At 70.1% G+C, this 17,711-nt stretch carries 15 protein-coding genes; 13 read left to right on the top strand and 2 right to left on the bottom strand.

Features of this window, described 5'->3' with window-relative positions:
- Positions 1-25 precede the first annotated feature (25 nt).
- Entirely contained in the window at positions 26-1,063 is a 1,038-nt protein-coding gene (locus ACIRP2_RS22160; protein ID WP_404252753.1) for an ABC transporter substrate-binding protein, read from the top strand.
- 111 nt (positions 1,064-1,174) lie between these two features.
- On the opposite strand, the gene ACIRP2_RS22155 is transcribed toward ACIRP2_RS22160, so the two are convergent.
- Together ACIRP2_RS22155 and ACIRP2_RS22150 are read right to left on the bottom strand one after the other, a co-directional pair.
- The gene (locus tag ACIRP2_RS22155; protein WP_404252751.1) at positions 1,175-2,473 is read right to left on the bottom strand and encodes a hypothetical protein; all 1,299 of its coding nucleotides are present in this window, start codon (positions 2,471-2,473) and stop codon (positions 1,175-1,177) included.
- On the bottom strand, positions 2,470-4,503 hold the full coding sequence (locus ACIRP2_RS22150; protein WP_404252749.1) for a transglycosylase domain-containing protein: 2,034 nt from the start codon (positions 4,501-4,503) through the stop codon (positions 2,470-2,472). Before ACIRP2_RS22150 ends, ACIRP2_RS22155 begins: the two co-directional genes overlap by 4 nt.
- 555 nt (positions 4,504-5,058) lie before the next feature.
- On the opposite strand from ACIRP2_RS22150, the gene ACIRP2_RS22145 reads away from it, so the two are divergent.
- The 12 genes from ACIRP2_RS22145 to hypF all read left to right on the top strand — a co-directional run bounded on the left by ACIRP2_RS22145 (position 5,059) and on the right by hypF (position 17,688).
- Positions 5,059-6,861, top strand: a complete 1,803-nt coding sequence (locus tag ACIRP2_RS22145; RefSeq protein WP_404252747.1) for a hydrogenase maturation protein — start codon at positions 5,059-5,061, stop codon at positions 6,859-6,861.
- Between the two features lie 48 nt (positions 6,862-6,909).
- Complete coding sequence (locus ACIRP2_RS22140) at positions 6,910-7,989, top strand: hydrogenase expression protein HypE (protein WP_404252745.1); 1,080 nt, start codon at positions 6,910-6,912, stop codon at positions 7,987-7,989.
- Positions 7,990-8,072: 83 nt separating this feature from the next.
- Entirely contained in the window at positions 8,073-9,857 is a 1,785-nt protein-coding gene (locus ACIRP2_RS22135; protein WP_351076501.1) for a nickel-dependent hydrogenase large subunit, read from the top strand.
- Positions 9,854-10,429, top strand: a complete 576-nt coding sequence (locus tag ACIRP2_RS22130; protein WP_404252743.1) for a hypothetical protein — start codon at positions 9,854-9,856, stop codon at positions 10,427-10,429. Before ACIRP2_RS22135 ends, ACIRP2_RS22130 begins: the two co-directional genes overlap by 4 nt.
- Positions 10,426-11,094, top strand: coding sequence for a DUF5947 family protein (locus ACIRP2_RS22125; protein WP_404252741.1), 669 nt, complete (start codon positions 10,426-10,428; stop codon positions 11,092-11,094). The genes ACIRP2_RS22130 and ACIRP2_RS22125 overlap by 4 nt, the downstream gene beginning before the upstream one ends.
- A complete protein-coding gene (locus tag ACIRP2_RS22120) occupies positions 11,091-11,789 on the top strand; it encodes a DUF6084 family protein (protein WP_404252739.1) in 699 nt (232 codons plus the stop codon). The genes ACIRP2_RS22125 and ACIRP2_RS22120 overlap by 4 nt, the downstream gene beginning before the upstream one ends.
- The gene (locus ACIRP2_RS22115) at positions 11,786-13,234 is read left to right on the top strand and encodes a hypothetical protein (RefSeq protein WP_404252737.1); all 1,449 of its coding nucleotides are present in this window, start codon (positions 11,786-11,788) and stop codon (positions 13,232-13,234) included. Before ACIRP2_RS22120 ends, ACIRP2_RS22115 begins: the two co-directional genes overlap by 4 nt.
- Positions 13,231-13,779 (top strand): hydrogenase maturation protease, encoded by a 549-nt coding sequence (locus tag ACIRP2_RS22110; RefSeq protein ID WP_404252735.1) that lies wholly within the window; start codon positions 13,231-13,233, stop codon positions 13,777-13,779. Before ACIRP2_RS22115 ends, ACIRP2_RS22110 begins: the two co-directional genes overlap by 4 nt.
- 16 nt (positions 13,780-13,795) lie before the next feature.
- A complete protein-coding gene (locus tag ACIRP2_RS22105) occupies positions 13,796-13,900 on the top strand; it encodes a DUF6893 family small protein (protein ID WP_404252733.1) in 105 nt (34 codons plus the stop codon).
- A gap of 123 nt (positions 13,901-14,023) precedes the next feature.
- Entirely contained in the window at positions 14,024-14,416 is a 393-nt protein-coding gene (gene hypA / locus ACIRP2_RS22100) for a hydrogenase maturation nickel metallochaperone HypA (protein WP_404252731.1), read from the top strand.
- 3 nt (positions 14,417-14,419) lie between these two features.
- Entirely contained in the window at positions 14,420-15,253 is an 834-nt protein-coding gene (gene hypB, locus ACIRP2_RS22095) for a hydrogenase nickel incorporation protein HypB (RefSeq protein ID WP_404252729.1), read from the top strand.
- Complete coding sequence (gene hypF / locus ACIRP2_RS22090; protein ID WP_404252727.1) at positions 15,250-17,688, top strand: carbamoyltransferase HypF; 2,439 nt, start codon at positions 15,250-15,252, stop codon at positions 17,686-17,688. Before hypB ends, hypF begins: the two co-directional genes overlap by 4 nt.
- Positions 17,689-17,711 lie beyond the last annotated feature (23 nt).

The raw sequence follows: 17,711 nt of genomic DNA, 5'->3' as shown, positions 1-17,711 counted from the left end.
TTTTCTTCACAAGGACGTGAATCAGATGCGCACATCCACCCGGATCTCGGCCGTCGCTGTCGCAGGGGCGCTCGCCCTGACCACCCTGACGGCCTGTGGCGGTGACTCGACCTCGGCCTCCGGCGACAAGAACGACAAGGTCAAGATCATGGTCGGGGGCCTGGACAAGGTCATCTACCTGCCGGCGATGCTCACCGAGCGGCTCGGCTACTTCAAGGAGGAGGGGGTGTCGGTCCAGCTCCTCACCGAGCCCGCAGGCGTCCAGGCCGAGACGGCACTGGTCTCCGGCGATGTCCAGGGCACGGTGGGTTTCTACGACCACACCCTCGACCTTCAGGTGAAGGGCAAGCACGTCGAGTCGGTCGTCCAGTTCTCCCATGCCCCCGGCGAGGTCGAGATCGTCTCGAACCAGGCGGCGGGTGACATCAAGTCGGCGAAGGACTTCAAGGGCAAGAAGCTCGGAGTGACGGGCCTCGGCTCCTCGACCGACTTCCTGACGAAGTACCTTGCCGTGAGCAATGACGTGCAGACCAGCGAATTCACGCCCGTGGCCGTCGGCGCGGGGCAGACGTTCATCTCCGCGCTTCAGCAGGGATCCATCCAGGGCGGCATGACCACCGACCCGACCGTCGCCACCATCCTGGACAAGAAGCTCGGCAAGGTCCTCATCGACATGCGGACCCCCGAGGGCTCCCAGCAGGCGCTCGGCGGCCCCTACCCGTCCTCCAGCCTCTACATGCAGACCGAGTGGGTCAACAACCACAAGGAGACCGTCCAGAAGCTGGCCAACGCCTTCGTCAAGACGCTGAAGTGGATGTCCACGCACAGCGCGGACGAGATCGCCGCGAAGATGCCCGCCGACTACGCCCAGGGCGGCGGCAAGGCCCTCTACGCGGAGGCGATCAAGAGCACCCTGCCCATGTTCACCACGGACGGTGTCATGCCCGCGGACGGCCCCGCCACCGTCGAGCGGGTCCTGAAGGCCTTCAACCCGAACCTGAAGAACGCGAAGGTGGACCTCGACAAGACGTACACCACGGAGTTCGTCAAGAAGGCGGGCTGACCCCGGGCGTCGACGACGCCCGCACCCGGCGGACCGCGGAGCCCGGCACCGGACGACTCGTCATGTCACGTGAGTCGTCCCGCCGGAGCTCCGCATCCCGCGTTCGTCCGCCTACTGCTTCCAGTTCGGCGGCTGGGCGGGGTCGAGCGTGCGCCACTCGGCGAGGACCTCGGGGTCCTGTGCGTCGAGCCAGTCGGTCAGCTCACGGAAGGACACGCAGCGCACCTCCTTGCGCGGGCAGACCTCCCGCATCGTCTCCTCGGCGGCATCCATGTAGATCCCGCCGTTCCAGTCCTCGAAGTGATTTCCGATGAACAGTGGTGCGCGACTGCCGTTGAACACCCGCTCGAATCCCGCGACATAGGAGTCCCGCACCTCCTTGCGCCACGTGGGGAACTTCGCGGGGTCGCCCTCGGTGCTGCCTTCCGACTGGTTGTAGAGGAAGTTGAAGTCCATGGACAGCACCTGGAAGTCCTTCCCGGGGAACGGCAGCATCTGCAGTGGAAGGTCCCAGACGCCGTTCTTCTTGGACGGCCAGATCTGGAAGTCCCCCGGGGAACTGGCGTCGTAGCGCCAGCCGAAGGGCTTGGTCGCGGGAATAAGGGGTTTCTGGCCTTCGAGACAGGGAGCCCGCCCGCCGACGACTTCGCGGGTCGGGTCGAAAGGCAGCGGATCGAGGTCGGTGAAGCCCGTGTTCGTCTTCCAGTTCTGAACGAACGAGTAGAACTGGTTGATCTCACTGATCCACTCGGACGTGTTCCAGTCCCCACCCCCCTTCTTGTCGCAGAAGTGGCCGTTGAAGTGCGACCCGATCTCGTTGCCCTCCCGCCAGGCGTCGCCGAGCTGTTCCAGCGTCATACGGATGTGCTCGCGCGTCGGGTAAGAGATCGCAGCCGCGCCGCGTTTGTGCTGCGGCGGCTCGTAGCGATCCCGCTTCTCCTTCGGAAGCAGGTAGATGCCGGTGAGGAAGAACGTCATGTGCGCGTTGCTCTCCTTCGCCGCACGGCGGAAGCGCGAGAACATGCGATCGTCGCCTTCCAGCGCGCCGTCCCACGAGAACACCACGAACTGGGGAGGTTTCTGGCCCGGCTTGAGGCGCTCGGCCTTCAACTGACCCGGCTGCGGCCCGGTGTACGACGTGGAGCCGTCACCCAGGATCCTGACCTTCCCGTCCCACTTCTCCTGTGTCCTCCTGCCGTCACCATCACGGTGCGCCCGCGCGGTGGGCGTGGGCGCGGCCACAGTGCTGGTGCCCTGCTGCGGTGTCCGGCCGTCCGAGTCGCCGGACACCGACGGGACGAGCGCCGCGGTCCCCGAGGCCAGGAGACATGCCGTGAGCCCGAGTGCGACACGGGGCGTCAGCCGAGCCCGTATGCGCTGAACGACGGGCTCTGATGTGGTGTCTGTCACTTCGTCATGGCTTCCGTGTAGGTGTTCCAGATCCGGGACGGGAGCTTCTTGCCGGTCGCGGAGGCGCCGCCGACCCCCTTGAGCGGCAGAGGCGCGAGGCTCTTCGTGAGGTCCATGCGGTACATGACCACGGCCGTGGCGGCGACCCGGTCGTATCCCACGTACCAGCGCGCGGTGTCGTCCTCGGTGGTTCCGGCCTTGGCGGCGACCGGTGAGCCGGACGCGACACCGTTCTCCCCGATCGGTCGTGCGAGGGATGCGGTGACCTCGTCGGCGACGGCGGAGCGCACGGCGCGCTCGGGCCGCGGCAGATCGAGCCGGACCGGCTCGCCGTTGCGTGTGACCTTGCGGACCGAGTACGGATCGGTGTGCATGCCGTGCGCCGCGAACATGCCGTAGGCGTCGGCCATACGGATGGCGCTCGGTGTGGAGTTGCCCATCGAGAACGACGGGACGGGCGGACCGAAGCTCGACGGAAGCAGCCCGGATGCCTCGGCCGTACGGCGGACCTTCTTCAGTCCCGCATCCATGCCGAGTTGGAGGAACGGGGAGTCGACGGACTTGGCCAGGGCGTCGTGCAGACTGATGCGGCCGTAGGAGCGGTTGCCGTCGTTGTGGCCCTTGACCATCTTGCCGCTGCGGTCCCAGTACGGTCCCTCGGTGGTCATGACGGGGATGTCGTCGTCACCGTCGTACAGGGTCGAGGGTGTGACGGTGGTCCGGGGGCCGTTGCGTCTGCGTGTGACGCCGTGCTCCAGCCCCGCGGCGTAGACGAAGGGGGTGAATGCCGAACCGGCCGGGACGGTGCTCGCGTTGGACTCGTTGAAGGCCTGCCGCTCGAAGTCCGGCCCGCCGTACACGGCGAGGATCCGGCCGTCCGGGGCGACGGACGCGGCCCCGAACCGGGCATGGCGATCGGCCTTGCGCCGCTCGGGGTCGAGCGTCTCGCGCGCCTCCTTCACGGCCCGCGTGAGGGCGTTCATCCGCGGCTTCTCGAACGTCGTGTAGATCTGGTAGCCGCCGAGGTCGAAGCGCGCGTCGGAGATGTGCCCGGCGCGTTTGGTGTACGACTCGGCGAGCTGGAGCAGGTATCCGTTCTGCCCGGCGGTGCTGTTCGGCTTGTGAGGGGGCTTCGGCTCGGGAAAAGTGGTGTACCGGGCGCGTTCGGCCGGGCTCAGCCTGCCGATCTTCACCATTCGGTCGAGCGTCCACTTCCAGCGTTGGACGGCGCGGGCGTGGTTGCGGGGGCTGACGGCGGGATCGTAGAGCGAGGCCCCTTTGAGCAGCGAAGCAAGGAACGCGCCCTCGCCGGCGTCGAGTTGAGTGACCTCCTTGCCGTAGTACGCCTGGGCCGCACGCTGGAGACCATAGGTGCCCCGGCCGAACCAGCTGGTGTTCAGATAGTCCTCGAGGATCTTGTCCTTGCTCACACGACGGTCGAGCTTGACCGCGAGCAGCATCTCGGTGAACTTGCGGGAGAAGGACTGGTCCTGCGAGAGGTAGACGTTCTTGACGTACTGCTGGGTGATGGTCGAGCCGCCCTGGGTGTCACCCTCGCCGGCCGTGCGCCACAGCGCGCGGGTGATCCCCTGGGCCGATATGCCGTGGTCCGAGTAGAAGTCGGCGTTCTCCGCCGCCAGTACGGCCCAACGGACATCGTCCGGGATCTTGGACAGGGGCATCTCCTGGCGGCTCACCCAGCCCGTACGGGCCATGGGAGATCCATCGGCCCAGTAGTAGACGGTGTCCTGCTGGGTGGCGAAGGCGTTGAGGTCCTCAGGGATGTCCGTCCGCGCGTAGGCGATGCCCACCACGGTCGCGAGCGTTGCGACGAGCATCAGGAACGAGCCCGTCACCAACCGCCAGGAGGGCACCCATCTCCTCCAGCCGCATCGGCCCGCGCGCGGATAGTCGGGTCTGCGCGGCAGGCGCGGGCGTGGCCGCTTCGCCGGTTTCCGGCGTCCGGTCCCAGGGATGCGTAAGGACCGGGCGCGACGCGCCGCTCTGCTGAATATGTTGTGCTGTGTCATTCCGTCCAGCCATGACAGGCCGGGCCGGCCGCTGACTTCGACCGTGCCCGTACACGTGTAGTGGTCACTGCTCGTTTGCCGCCGTACGCCGTGCGGGCCGGTCCTTCCGGGGCCCGGCGGACGCCTGCCCGCGGACGGCGGGCGGCGCAATCATTCGTCCCGGCCGGTGTATGGCATGTGCAACCTCAGGTTCAGTTCAGGCCGTGCGGCTGCTGATCGGACCGGAACGCCCGGAGGGCGGCCAGTCGGTCCCCCTCGCCCACTCCGCCGCAGCCAAGGCCAAAGCATGACCGAGAGTTGCGTCGCGAAGTCACGTAAAGATAACAGGCCGCCGGGGCGGGTCATGCCGCGCGGACCCGACCGGCCGCCGGTGGGTGGGCAGTTGGGCCCGGAACGGGAAGGGCTCGCGTCCGGGTTCCCCTGAGTGGTGGCCGATGTGTTCGCTTTCGGGTGACTTCGCGGCCGGTCGCATGGTGGTGACATGCCGGGGTGGCCGACCATCGCATGATCGGAATCCGCCCGGACCGGGACGGAGTGGGGCGTTGGGAGGCTGTTGTGCATATTCTGCTCGTGGCGAGCGTGTTCAACAGCCTCACTCAACGTGTTCATGCCGAACTGAGAGACCGCGGCCACAACGTCGCGGTGGAGCTCGCGACTTCGGACGCGTCCGCGCGTGACGTGTCGCTGCGGCGGGCGGTGCGCGAGTTCGTGCCCGACCTCGTCCTGGCTCCGCTGCTGAAGACCGCCATCCCTCGGGACGTATGGGCGGCGCACACCTGCCTGGTGGTTCACCCCGGCCCCCCTGGCGACCGCGGGCCGTCCTCCCTCGACCGGGCCGTCCAGGAGGGCGTGGACACCTGGGGCGTGACCGTCCTGCAGGCCGGCGAGGAGATGGATGCCGGGGACATCTGGGCCTCGGAGACCTTTCCGGTGCCGGCGGTGGGCAAGAGCGACCTGTACCGCAACGAGGTCTCCGACGCGGCGTCACGGGCCGTGCACCGTGCCGTCGAGCGCTTCGCGTCCGGCACGTACGTTCCCCGTCCGCAGACCGGCGGCGACCAGGAGCCGCGTATCCGCACCCGGCCATTCCTCCGTCAGGAGCACCGCCGCATCGACTGGCGGTCGGACTCCACGGCGGTGGTCCTGCGCAAGCTGCGGGCCGCCGACTCCTGCCCCGGGGTGCTCGACGAACTGCTCGGGGGCGAGTGGTTCCTCCACGGCGGACACCCCGAGCACGCACTGCGCGGCAGGCCGGGCGAACTGGTGGCCGTACGCGGGGAGGCCGTCTGCCGCGCGACGACCGACGGCGCGGTGTGGATCCCCGAACTTCGCCCGCGCCGCAGGCCGGGCGGGGACGCCACGTTCAAACTGCCGGCCGTCACGGCTCTCGCCGGACGTCTGCCCGCCCTGCCGGAGCACCCTGCGCCGCTGCACGACGAGGAACGCGGACGCGGCTGGAGCGACATCGGCTACCGGGAGGTGGGGCAGGCCGGTTTCCTCAGGTTCTCCTTCCCCGGAGGCGCGATGAGCACGACCCAGTGCCGGCGCCTGCACGACGCCTACCGGCTGGCCTGCCGGCGACCCACCTCGGTACTGGTGCTGGGCGGCGCCCGGGACTTCTTCTCCAACGGGATCCACCTCAACGTCATCGAGGCCGCCGCCGATCCCGGCGAGGAGTCCTGGGCGAACATCAACGCCATGGACGACCTCGTGGAGTCCGTGCTGACCACCACCGACCGGCTGGTGGTCTCCGCGATCGGCGGCAACGCGGCCGCGGGCGGGGTCATGCTCGCGCTCGCGGCGGACGAGGTCTGGTGCAGGTCGGGAGCGGTTTTGAACCCGCACTACCGCCTGATGGGGTTGTACGGCTCCGAGTACTGGACGTACACGTTGCCGCGCCGGGTGGGGGAGGCCACCGCCGAGCTCCTCACCGAACGGGCGCTGCCGGTGAGCGCCGAGTCCGCGGTGCGGCTCGGTCTGGCCGACCGGACGGTCGACTGCGACGCGCAGTCCTTCGCGAGCGAGGTCGTACGGCTGGCGAGCCGGCTCGCCGAATCACCGGCGGCCCTGTCGCGCATCGCCGCCAAGAAGTCCGAACGGGACCGGGACGAGGCCCGCAGGCCCCTGGCCGACCACCGGGCGGCGGAGCTGGCCGAGATGCGGCGGATCTTCTTCGACCCGCGGTCCTCCTACCACGCGCTGCGCCATGCGTTCGTGCTCAAGAATCCACCGGCGGGGTCCGAACCGAAGACCCCGGGCCCGCCCGCGGCCGGCCGGTCCTGTCGGAATGACGACGTCACCGCACTGGCGGCGCACCGCGCGGCACCCGCACCGAGTGCTTGCTACGAAGAACAGTGAAGGCCGATCCGCCGGCCTTCGTGTGTCTCTTTCCAGGGAGGCATCCTCATGGATGCAGCAACGTCGAACACCGTGGACGCATCGGCCGCGGCCACCGAGGAGGACTCCCCGATCCACATCCTCTGGATCAACGCGGGGCTGAGCTGCGACGGCGACTCGGTGGCCCTCACCGCCGCGATGCAGCCGAGCATCGAGGAGATCGTGACCGGCGCGCTGCCCGGCCTGCCCAAGGTCGAGGTCCACTGGCCGCTGATCGACTTCGAATGCGGTCCGGTGGGTGGTGCGGACACGTTCATCGAGTGGTTCTTCAAGGGCGAGCGCGGCGAGATCGACCCGTTCGTGCTGGTCGTCGAGGGTTCCATCCCGAACGAGACGATCAAGCCCGAGGGGTACTGGTGCGGCTTCGGCGACAATCCGGAGACCGGCCAGCCGATCACCACCAGCGAGTGGATCGACCGGCTGGCGCCCAAGGCCCTGGCGGTCGTCGCCATCGGCACCTGCGCCACGTACGGCGGGATCCACGCCATGGCCGGCAACCCGACGGGCGCCATGGGCGTGCCCGACTACCTCGGCTGGGACTGGAGGTCGAAGGCCGGCATCCCGATCGTGTGCGTGCCCGGCTGCCCGATCCAGCCGGACAACTTCTCGGAGACCCTGACGTATCTGCTGTACCAGGCGGCGGGAGCCGCTCCGATGATCCCGCTCGACGACAAACTCCGGCCGACCTGGCTGTTCGGCGCCACCGTGCACGAAGGGTGCGACCGGGCCGGCTACTACGAGCAGGGCGAGTTCGCCGAGACCTACGACTCGCCCAAGTGCCTGGTCAAGATCGGCTGTTGGGGGCCCGTCGTCAAGTGCAACGTACCCAAGCGCGGCTGGATGAACGGCATCGGAGGCTGCCCGAACGTCGGTGGCATCTGTATCGCCTGCACCATGCCGGGCTTCCCCGACAAGTTCATGCCGTTCATGGACGAACCCCCGGGCGCCAAGCTCTCCAGCACCGCCAGTGGCGCGTACGGGGCGGTCGTCCGCAGGCTCCGGACGATCACGGCGAAGACCGTGGACAAGGAGCCGAAGTGGCGGCACAAGCGGGGCCGGCTGAGCACCGGCTACCGGCCCCCGTGGTGACCACGCCCCACACGACGACCGCACCGCACACCTTCCGGTGACGACCCCACCGCACGCTTCTCAGAAGGGCTACGGCACACACGATGGCACCGACAACTAAGGCGGCCGGCGACGGCAGCGGCCTGGTGGAGATGGCCTGGGACCCGATCACCCGGATCGTGGGCAGTCTCGGCATCCACACGAAGATCGACTTCAAGCAGAAGCGGGTCGCGGAGTGCTACAGCACCTCGTCGGTGTTCCGCGGCTACAGCGTCTTCATGCGGGGCAAGGACCCCCGCGACGCGCACTTCATCACCAGCCGGATCTGCGGGATCTGCGGCGACAACCACGCCACGTGCTCCGTGTACGCGCAGAACATGGCGTACGGGGTGAAGCCGCCCCACCTCGGTGAGTGGATCATCAATCTCGGCGAGTCCGCGGAGTACATGTTCGACCACAACATCTTCCAGGAGAATCTGGTCGGGGTCGACTACTGCGAAAAGATGGTCCGCGAGACCAACCCCGGCGTCCTGGAGCTCGCCGAGCGCACCGAGGCGCCGCACGCCGGGGAGCACGGCTACCGCACGATCGCCGACATCATGCGATCGCTCAACCCCATCGAGGGCGAGTTCTACCGCGAGGCCCTCCAGGTGAGCCGCTACACGCGGGAGATGTTCTGCCTCATGGAGGGGCGCCATGTGCACCCCTCCACGCTCTACCCGGGCGGCGTGGGCACGGTCGCCTCCGTCCAGCTCTTCACGGACTACCTCAGTCGCCTGATGCGGTACGTGGAGTTCATGAAGCGGGTCGTGCCCCTGCACGACGACCTGTTCGACTTCTTCTACGAGGCCCTGCCCGGGTACGAGGAGGTCGGCCGCCGGCGGGTGCTGCTCGGCTGCTGGGGAGCGCTCAACGACCCCGAGCACTGCGACTTCACGTACGCCAACATGAGCGACTGGGGGCGCAGGATGTTCGTCACCCCCGGTGTGATCGTGGACGGCAAGCTGGTCACCAACGACCTCACCGAGATCAACCTCGGCATCCGGATCCTGCTGGGCAGTTCGTACTACGACGACTGGCAGGGCAAGGAGCAGTTCGTCACCCACGACCCGCTCGGCAACCCGGTCGACCCGCGCCACCCGTGGAACCAGCACACGATCCCCGCACCGCAGAAGCGGAACTTCGACGACAAGTACAGCTGGGTGATGTCGCCGCGCTGGTTCGACGGCAAGGACCACCTGGCCCTGGACACCGGCGGCGGGCCCATCGCGCGCCTCTGGTCCACCGCGCTCTCCGGGCTGGTGGACGTCGGCTACGTCAAGGCCACCGGCCACAGCGTCGTCATCAACCTGCCGCGCACGATGACCAAGCCCGAGACCACCTTCGAGTGGCAGATCCCGAAGTGGAGCAACGCGCTGGAGCGCAACCGCGCCCGCACCTACTTCCAGGCGTACGCGGCCGCGATCGCGCTGCACTGCGCCGAGAAGGGGCTCGAGGAGGTCCGCGCCGGACGTACCGGGACGTGGGAGAAGTTCGACGTCCCGGACGAGAGCATCGGTGTCGGATTCACCGAGGCCGTGCGCGGCGTGCTGTCGCACCACATGGTGATCAGGGACGGCAAGATCGCCAACTACCACCCCTACCCGCCGACGCCGTGGAACGCCAGCACCAGGGACACCTACGGAACACCCGGGCCGTACGAGGACGCGGTGCAGAACACGCCCATCTTCGAGGAGAACCCGCCGGAGAACTTCAAGGGCATCGACATCATGCGCACCGTCCGCAGCTTCGACCCCTGTCTCCCGTGCGGGGTCCACATGTACGTCGGCGGCGGCAGAACAGTGCAGAAGATGCACGTGCCCACCGGCCTGAGCGGACTGGGCGGATGAGCGCGGCAGCGAGGACGCTCGACGCGGAGCAGGCCGGACGGCGCATCGACGAGGTGCTCGAGCGGGTGACGGCAGCCGGTGACCCGAAGGGCGTCGCGGCGGCCGAGGAGCTGGTGCGGATCCTGATGGACTTCTACGGCGCCGGGCTGGCCCGGATCATCGACGGGCTGCGGGCCGCCCCGGGCCGCGAAACCGCCGACACGCTGGACGAACTCCTGGGCGACGAGCTCGTCTCGAGCCTCCTGGTCCTGCACGACCTGCACCCCGAGGACACCGGAACACGGATCGGCCGGGCCCTCGCGGCCGTCCGCGACCCCGTCGAGGTCGTGACCTTCGACGAGAGCACGGGCACCCTGCGCCTGCGCGCCACCGACACGGGCGGCTGCGGCTGCGGCGGTGCGCCGGCGGCACAGCAGCAGATCGAGAACGTCCTCGCCTGCTTCGCACCGGAGGTGACCACGGTCGAGCAGGAGCCGGGCTCCGCCGCTCGGGAACCGGCACTCCTCCAGATCGGAACCCGTCCGCCGCAGGCCGCGCCGGCCACCCGGGCGACCCCGGCCGGCACACCATGAGCGCCCCCACGACGCGGGCCGGACGGCCCGCCCCCACCTCGGGCCTGCACACACTGCGACGGCTCGCGGCACCGAGTGGACCCCGGCAGGAGCAGTGCGAACTCTGCGGAGTACGGGTCACCGAGGGGGACCACCGGCACGTGGTGGACACCGAACAGCGTTCGCTGGCGTGCGCCTGCACACCGTGCGCCCTGCTGTTCGAACGGCCCGGTGCCGCACGGGGCCGGTTCCTGAGCGTCCCGGACCGCTATCTGGCCGACCACGACCACCGCTTCGACGACGGCGCGTGGGAACTCCTGCAGATCCCGGTCGGGGTCGCCTTCTTCTTCCGCAACGCCGCACTGGACCGGCTGGTGGCGCTGTACCCGAGCCCTGCCGGAGCAACCGAGAGCGAACTCGATCCATCGATCTGGCAGACGGTGCTCGGCGGAAGCCGCCTCGCCGAACTGCTGGAACCGGATGTGGAGGCGCTGTTGTTGCGCCGCTCCGAGGGCCGGGTCGAGTGCTATCTGGTACCGATCGACATCTGCTACGAACTGGTGGGACGCATGCGTCTGTTGTGGCAGGGCTTCGACGGCGGAGCCGAGGCCCGTGCCGACCTCCGGGCCTTCTTCGCACACGTCGAACGCCGCTCCCGGGCAACATCGGGGGAGGCGCCGCGATGACGGAGTTCACCTTCACCTGCACCGGCGTACGCGCCGACCCGTACGCCGCGGGCCCCACCCTCGTGTTCCGCCTCCGGGTCACCGCCTCGCCGGGCGCCCGGGTGCACGCGATGGCGTTGCGCTGCCAGATCCGCATCGAGCCCGCCCGGCGCGACTACGAACCCGCCGAGGCCGAGGGGCTGGCGGACCTGTTCGGTGAGCGCGCGCGCTGGGGCAGCACGCTCCAGCCCGTGCAGTTCGCCCAGGTCCCGGTCATGGTCCCGGCGTTCACCGGGGAGACCGAGACGGACGTCGTCGTGCCCTGTACCTATGACCTGGACATCGCCGCGACACGGTATCTGAACGCGCTGACGGACGGTGAGGTGCCGCTCCTGATGCTCTTCTCCGGTACCGCGTTCACCGGCTCCGGCGGCTTCCGGGTCGAACCGGTGCCCTGGGACCTGGAGGCGCCCTTCCGGATGCCGGTGACGGCGTGGCAGGAAATGGTCGAGCAGCACTTCCCCGGGTGCGGCTGGATCCGTCTTTCTCGCGAGACCATGAGCGAACTGCTCGCATTTCGCTCCCGACACGCGCTGGCGTCCTGGGAGGCGACCGTCCGGGCCCTTCTCGACGCCGCCGGACCCCACGCCCTCCAGCAGCACCGGGCCCGCACCGGCGTCGGACTCGCAGGGCTCGCCGAAAGGGCGGCGCAATGACCGCGTCCACACTCACCCCCGCGTTGGAATCGCGATTCGCCACCGCACGCGGGGTGGCCGACGCCGTCCTCTTCGAGGGCTACGTCCTGTATCCGTACCGCGCGTCGGCGGCCAAGAACCGGCTCCGCTGGCAGTTCGGAGTGCTCGTGCCGCCGGCCTGGACGGCTGCCGCCGACGAGTACGACTTCCAGCACACCGAGTGCCTGATGGAACCGAAGGCCGATGCGACCCTGGCGGCCGAGGTGCGCTTTCTGCACGCCCGACGACGCGTCGTGCAGCGGCTCTGCGACGACGGCACCTTCGAGACCGTTCCCGAGCTCCACCTCACCGATCGGGTCCTCGTCCCCTGGGACGAAGGTGTGGAGGAACGGATCGAGGTGCTCGCCACCGTGGCCGAGCTCACCGGCGACGGCGTCGTCGTCCCGTTCACGCGCCCTGCGCGCGAGGAGAGCGAGACCGTACGCGACGAGGACGGCCGGACCGTGGGCCGGCTGGTGCGCCGCTGTGAGGAGATCAGCGGGACACTGCGGCTCCTTGCCACCGAACTCGACGGCCCCTACCGGGCGATGCGGCTCACCGCCGTCGTGGAGAACACCAGCACATGGACCCCGGACGCCGATGACGGCGACCGCGACGACGCCCTGCCCAGATCGCTGGTGGCCGCGCACCTCCTCCTCGGTCTCGACGCGGGCGCGTTCCTCTCCATGACCGACCCTCCCGAGTGGGCGGCGGGAGCGGTCGCGGGCTGCCGGAACCTGCACACCTGGCCCGTACTGGCCGGTGAGCCCGGCCGGGCGGACCTGATGCTCTCGTCCCCGATCATCCTGGAGGACCATCCGGCCATCGCCCCCGAGAGCCCCGGAGCGCTGTACGACTCCACGGAGATCGACGAGATCCTGGCCCTGCGCACAGCGGCCCTGACGGACCAGGAGAAGCGTGAGGCCCGGGGGACGGACGACCGGGCGGCGGCGGTGATCGACCTCGCCGACTCGATGCCCCCCGAGGTCCTGGAGCGGCTGCACGGCGCGGTGCGGGCCCTGCGGGAGGCCACCGAACCGGGGTCGCCCGCGGCCGTCGCGCCGGACGGCCGTGCGCGAGTCCCGGGAGAGGCCGACCCCCACGACCTGGTCCGTCCCGACCAGCCGTGGTGGGACCCGGCCGCCGACGACGGGGTCGACCCGGAGAACGACCGGGTCCTGGTGGACGGCCGCCCGGTGGGCACGGGCAGCCGTGTGCTCCTGCGGCCGGGCCTGCGCCGCACCGACGCCCAGGACCTCTTTCTGCGGGGCCGCAGCGCGCTGGTCGAGGCGGTACTCCACGATGTGGACGGCGGAGTCCACCTCGCGGTCACGGTAGAGGGCGATCCGGGTGCGGACATCCGGCGTGAGCAGGGGCGGTTCCTCTACTTCCAGCCCGACGAGGTCGCACCACTGGAGGACGCATGACACCGCCCTCGGCGCAGCGGGCGACCACTCTGGTCGCGGGCGTCGGCAACATCTTCCTCGGCGACGACGGCTTCGGCGTCGAGACCGTACGACGACTGACCGCGGAGCCTCTGCCCGCCCACGTCGAAGCGGTGGACATCGGCGTGCGCGGAGTCCATCTCGCGTACCAGCTCCTCGACGGATACGACACGCTCGTCCTGATCGACGCCACCCGACGCGGCGGCGATCCCGGGACGCTCTATCTGATCGAGGCCGACCGCCCCGGCCGGATCGAGCCGCAGGAGGCCCTGCTCGACGGCCACCGGATGTCCCCCGACACGGTCCTGACCCTGCTGGAGACCCTGTGCGCCGGGACGGGCTGCAGGCCCCCGCAACGCACGCTGGTCGTCGGATGCGAACCCGCCCGCGTCGACGAGGGCATCGGCCTGAGCACCCCCGTGGCCGCGGCCGTTCCGCAGGCCGTGGACATGGTGCTGCGCCTGGTGCGGGACGACGAACAGACCATGCCCATCACACAGCCGGCAACCGGCACGGCCGTGAACTGAGGAGAAGAACACCGTCATGAAGAAGATCATCATCGGCGGCGCGGTCGCCGCCGCCCTCGCCGCACTCCTGGCCCAGGCACTGCCCGACATCAAGCGCTACGTGCGCATGCGGTGCATGTGACGGCACCGGGCCACCGGACGGAGCCGGGCTGCACCGAATGACGTACCTGGCGGGCGGCGTCGGCGAGCCGACCCGATGGCGGCGGCCACGCCCGGTCCAATGAAGCGGGCAGGACGGAGACCCATGCACGAGATGTCCATCGCCATGGCCGTCGTCGGCCAGGTGGAAGAAGCGGCCCGAAGCGGTGGCGCCGTCGGCGTCACGTCCGTCCGGCTCCAGGTCGGCGAACTGGCCGGAGTGGTACCGGACGCCTTGTCCTTCTGCTTCGAACTGGCCTGTGCCGGGACCGTGCTGGAAGGCGCGGAGCTGATCGTCGACTCCGTACGGGCGAGAGCGCGCTGCGCGCCCTGTGCGGACGAATGGGCGGTCGGAATGCCGCCGATGCTGTGCTGCCCCGTGTGCGGCGAAGCGACCGCGGAGCTGCTCTCGGGCCGCGAACTGCAGATCGCCGACGTCCGTTGGAACGACGGCCCCGCGCACGGACACCACCGTGAACCGATTTCCGAGGAGCGCTGAACCATGTGCCGTGTGGTCGATCTGCAGCAGGCGGTACTCGCGAAGAACGACACGACCGCGCAGCACCTGCGCAACGAACTCGCCCGCCGGGGCACAACGGTGGTCAATCTGCTGTCCAGCCCGGGGAGCGGAAAGACGGCACTGCTCGAACGCGAACTGGTGCTGGCCCGTGAGAAGGGCGTCCCCGTCGCGGCACTGACCGCCGACCTGGCCACGGAGAACGACGCCACACGCCTGGCCCGCTCCGGAGCCCCGGTCAAGCAGGTGCTCACCGACGGGCTCTGCCACCTGGAGGCCCACATGCTGAGCGGGCACCTGGACGGATGGCTGCCCGAGGACACCCGGCTCCTGTTCGTGGAGAACGTCGGCAACCTGGTCTGCCCGGCCTCGTACGACCTCGGCGAAACGCTGCGGGTCGTCCTCGCCTCGGTCACCGAGGGCGAGGACAAGCCGCTGAAGTACCCCACCGCCTTCGGGCTCGCCCACCTCGTCCTCGTCACCAAGGCAGACATCGCCGAGGCGGTGGAGTTCGACGAGGACGCGTTCCGCGCCCATGTCGAGCAGGTCAACCCCGGGGTGCCGGTGCTCCTCACCTCCGCCCGGAGCGGAGACGGCGTCGGGGCGCTCCTCGACCGGGCGCTGGACGCCGCGAGCGGAGCCCTGGTCCACCAGCCCGTCATGGCCCGGCAGTCCCCTTCCCACCACACGCACACCCACACCCACGCACACACGGAGCACGACGAGGACGGCCGGGACCGGCCCCGCACGCATTCCGGTCGGGGTGAGCAGGCCACCGCACCGGGTGCGTCCGCCGCCGCGGCGCAGACCCGCGCGTGACGGCGCCACGGTCCGGCCGGGCCCCGGGCGAGCCGACGCAACGTCGCCGGGTCACGGTGCGAGGCGTCGTCCAGGGCGTCGGATTCCGCCCCTACGTCTACACGCGCGCTCTCGCGATGGGCCTGGCCGGACATGTCACCAACACTCCCGAGGGCGTCGTCGCGGAGGTCGAGGGATCGCCCGCCGTCGTGGCCCTGTTCTGCGAAGGGATCGCGACGGACGCGCCGCCGATGGCCGTCCTCGAATCCGTCGAGCACCGGGAGGTCCCCGCCGCGGGCGATACCGGCTTCACCATCGTCGCCTCCCGCACCGGCGGACCCTCCCGCACGCTGATTCCGCCGGACATGGCCACCTGCGCCGACTGCCTCTCCGAACTGGCCGACCCCGCCGACCGGCGACATCGGCACCCCTTCATCACCTGCACCAACTGCGGTCCGAGGTTCACCATCGTCACGGGGCTGCCGTACGACCGGGCGCACACCACCATGGCCGGCTTCCCCATGTGCGTCGACTGCGCCCGTGAGTACGCGGACCCGGCCGACCGCCGCTTCCACGCCCAGCCGGTCGCCTGCCTCCGCTGCGGCCCCCGGCTCGACCTGTTGGTGCCGCACCCCGATCCGGGCACGTCCCCGCGACGCACCCACGCCGCGGACCCGGTCGCCGAGGCCCGCGAACTCCTGTCCCGCGGCGCGATCGTCGCCGTGAAGGGTCTCGGCGGATACCACCTCGCCTGTGACGCGACCAACCCCCTGGCCGTGGCCGAGCTGCGCCGTCGCAAGGCGCGTGGTGACAAACCGTTCGCCCTCATGGCCCGCGGTATCGACGACATCGAACACGTCGTCCGTGCGAACGCCGAGGAGCGGGCCCTGCTCACCGACGTCGCCCGGCCGATCGTCCTGCTGCGGCGCCGAGCCCGCGCCGCCGCCGTGCCGGGCGCCCCCGTCCCGTCGGACAACGTCGCCCCGGGCAGCCCCGACCTCGGTGTCATGCTCGCCTACACCCCCCTGCACCACCTGCTCCTCGGTCTGCCCGGCGACCCGGCCGGGCCGCGCCTGCTCGTCATGACCAGCGGCAACGTGGCCGGGGAACCGATCGTCACCGACGACGCCGAGGCACTGGAGCGGCTCGGCGGCCTGGCAGACGCCTGGCTGACCCACGACCGGCCGATCAGGGTCCCGTGCGACGACTCCGTCGTCCGTGTCTGCGACGGGGAGCAACTGACCGTACGCCGCTCACGCGGTTACGCCCCCCGGCCCGTCGAACTCCCCTTCCCGGTACCGGCGGTCCTCGCCGCCGGGGGCGATCTCAAGAACGTCCTCTGTCTGGCGGAGGGGCGCAGAGCCTGGTTGTCCGCCCACATCGGGGACATGGACGACCTCGCCACACAACACGCCTTCGCGCACGCGGCGCAACAACTGGAGACCCTCACCGGGGTGCGGCCGGGCACCCTGGCCGTCGACCGCCATCCCCGATACCGCTCGGGGCAGTTGACCCGGCGCCTGGCCGGAGGGCGGCCGGTCGTGCGCGTCCAGCACCATCACGCCCACATCGCCTCCACGATGGCCGAACACGGCCTGGACGGCAGCCGACGGGTGATCGGTGTCGCGTTCGACGGCACCGGCTACGGCGACGACGGAGCCGTGTGGGGTGGAGAGATCCTGTTGGCGGACTACGACGGATACCACCGGTTCGGACATCTCGCGTACGTTCCTCTGCCGGGCGGTGACGCCTCCGTGCGGCGTCCCTACCGCATGGCCCTGGCCCATCTGCACGCGGCGGGGATCGGGTGGGCGCGGGACCTGCCGTGCACGATGGCCTGTCCCTCCGATGAACTAGGGCCGCTGGAACGACAGTTGGAGCGCCGCCTCAACTGCGTCCCCACGTCCAGCATGGGCCGGCTGTTCGACGCGGTCTCCTCCCTCACGGGTATCTGCCACCGGGCCGGCTACGAAGCCCAGGCCGCCATCGAACTCGAAACGGCCGCGCTCCGGGCGGCCGGGGACCACCGCGAGGGATACGGCTTCGCTCTGCGGGCGCCCGACCCGGGCAGCGGGGAGGCGCTGATCGCCGACCCCGCGCCCGTGCTGTCCGCCGTGGTCGGCGATGTGCGCGCGGGCACCGAACCGGGAGTCGTCGCGGCGCGCTTCCACGCCGCGGTCGCCGCACTCGTCCAAAGAACCTGCGCCCTCGCGCGTGAGCGGCACGGCCTGGACACCGTGGCCCTCACCGGCGGAGTGTTCGCCAACACCCTGCTCTCCTCGGAATGCGCCCGGACGCTGCGCGGGCACGGTTTCACCGTCCTGCGCCACCACCGGGTCCCTCCGAACGACGGAGGGCTGGCGCTGGGGCAGGTGGTGATCGCCGCGCGGAGCCGGGCCCCCCGAACACCCGACGGCCGCTCCGACCCGGCGCGGGAGACCGAAGCCACCCACTGACGGCGTGTCCCGGCAGGGCCGGG

The sequence above is a fragment of the Streptomyces sp. NPDC101194 genome, from assembly GCF_044767885.1.
Classification (GTDB): domain Bacteria; phylum Actinomycetota; class Actinomycetes; order Streptomycetales; family Streptomycetaceae; genus Streptomyces.
This window is presented reverse-complemented; position numbering and strand designations above follow the sequence as displayed.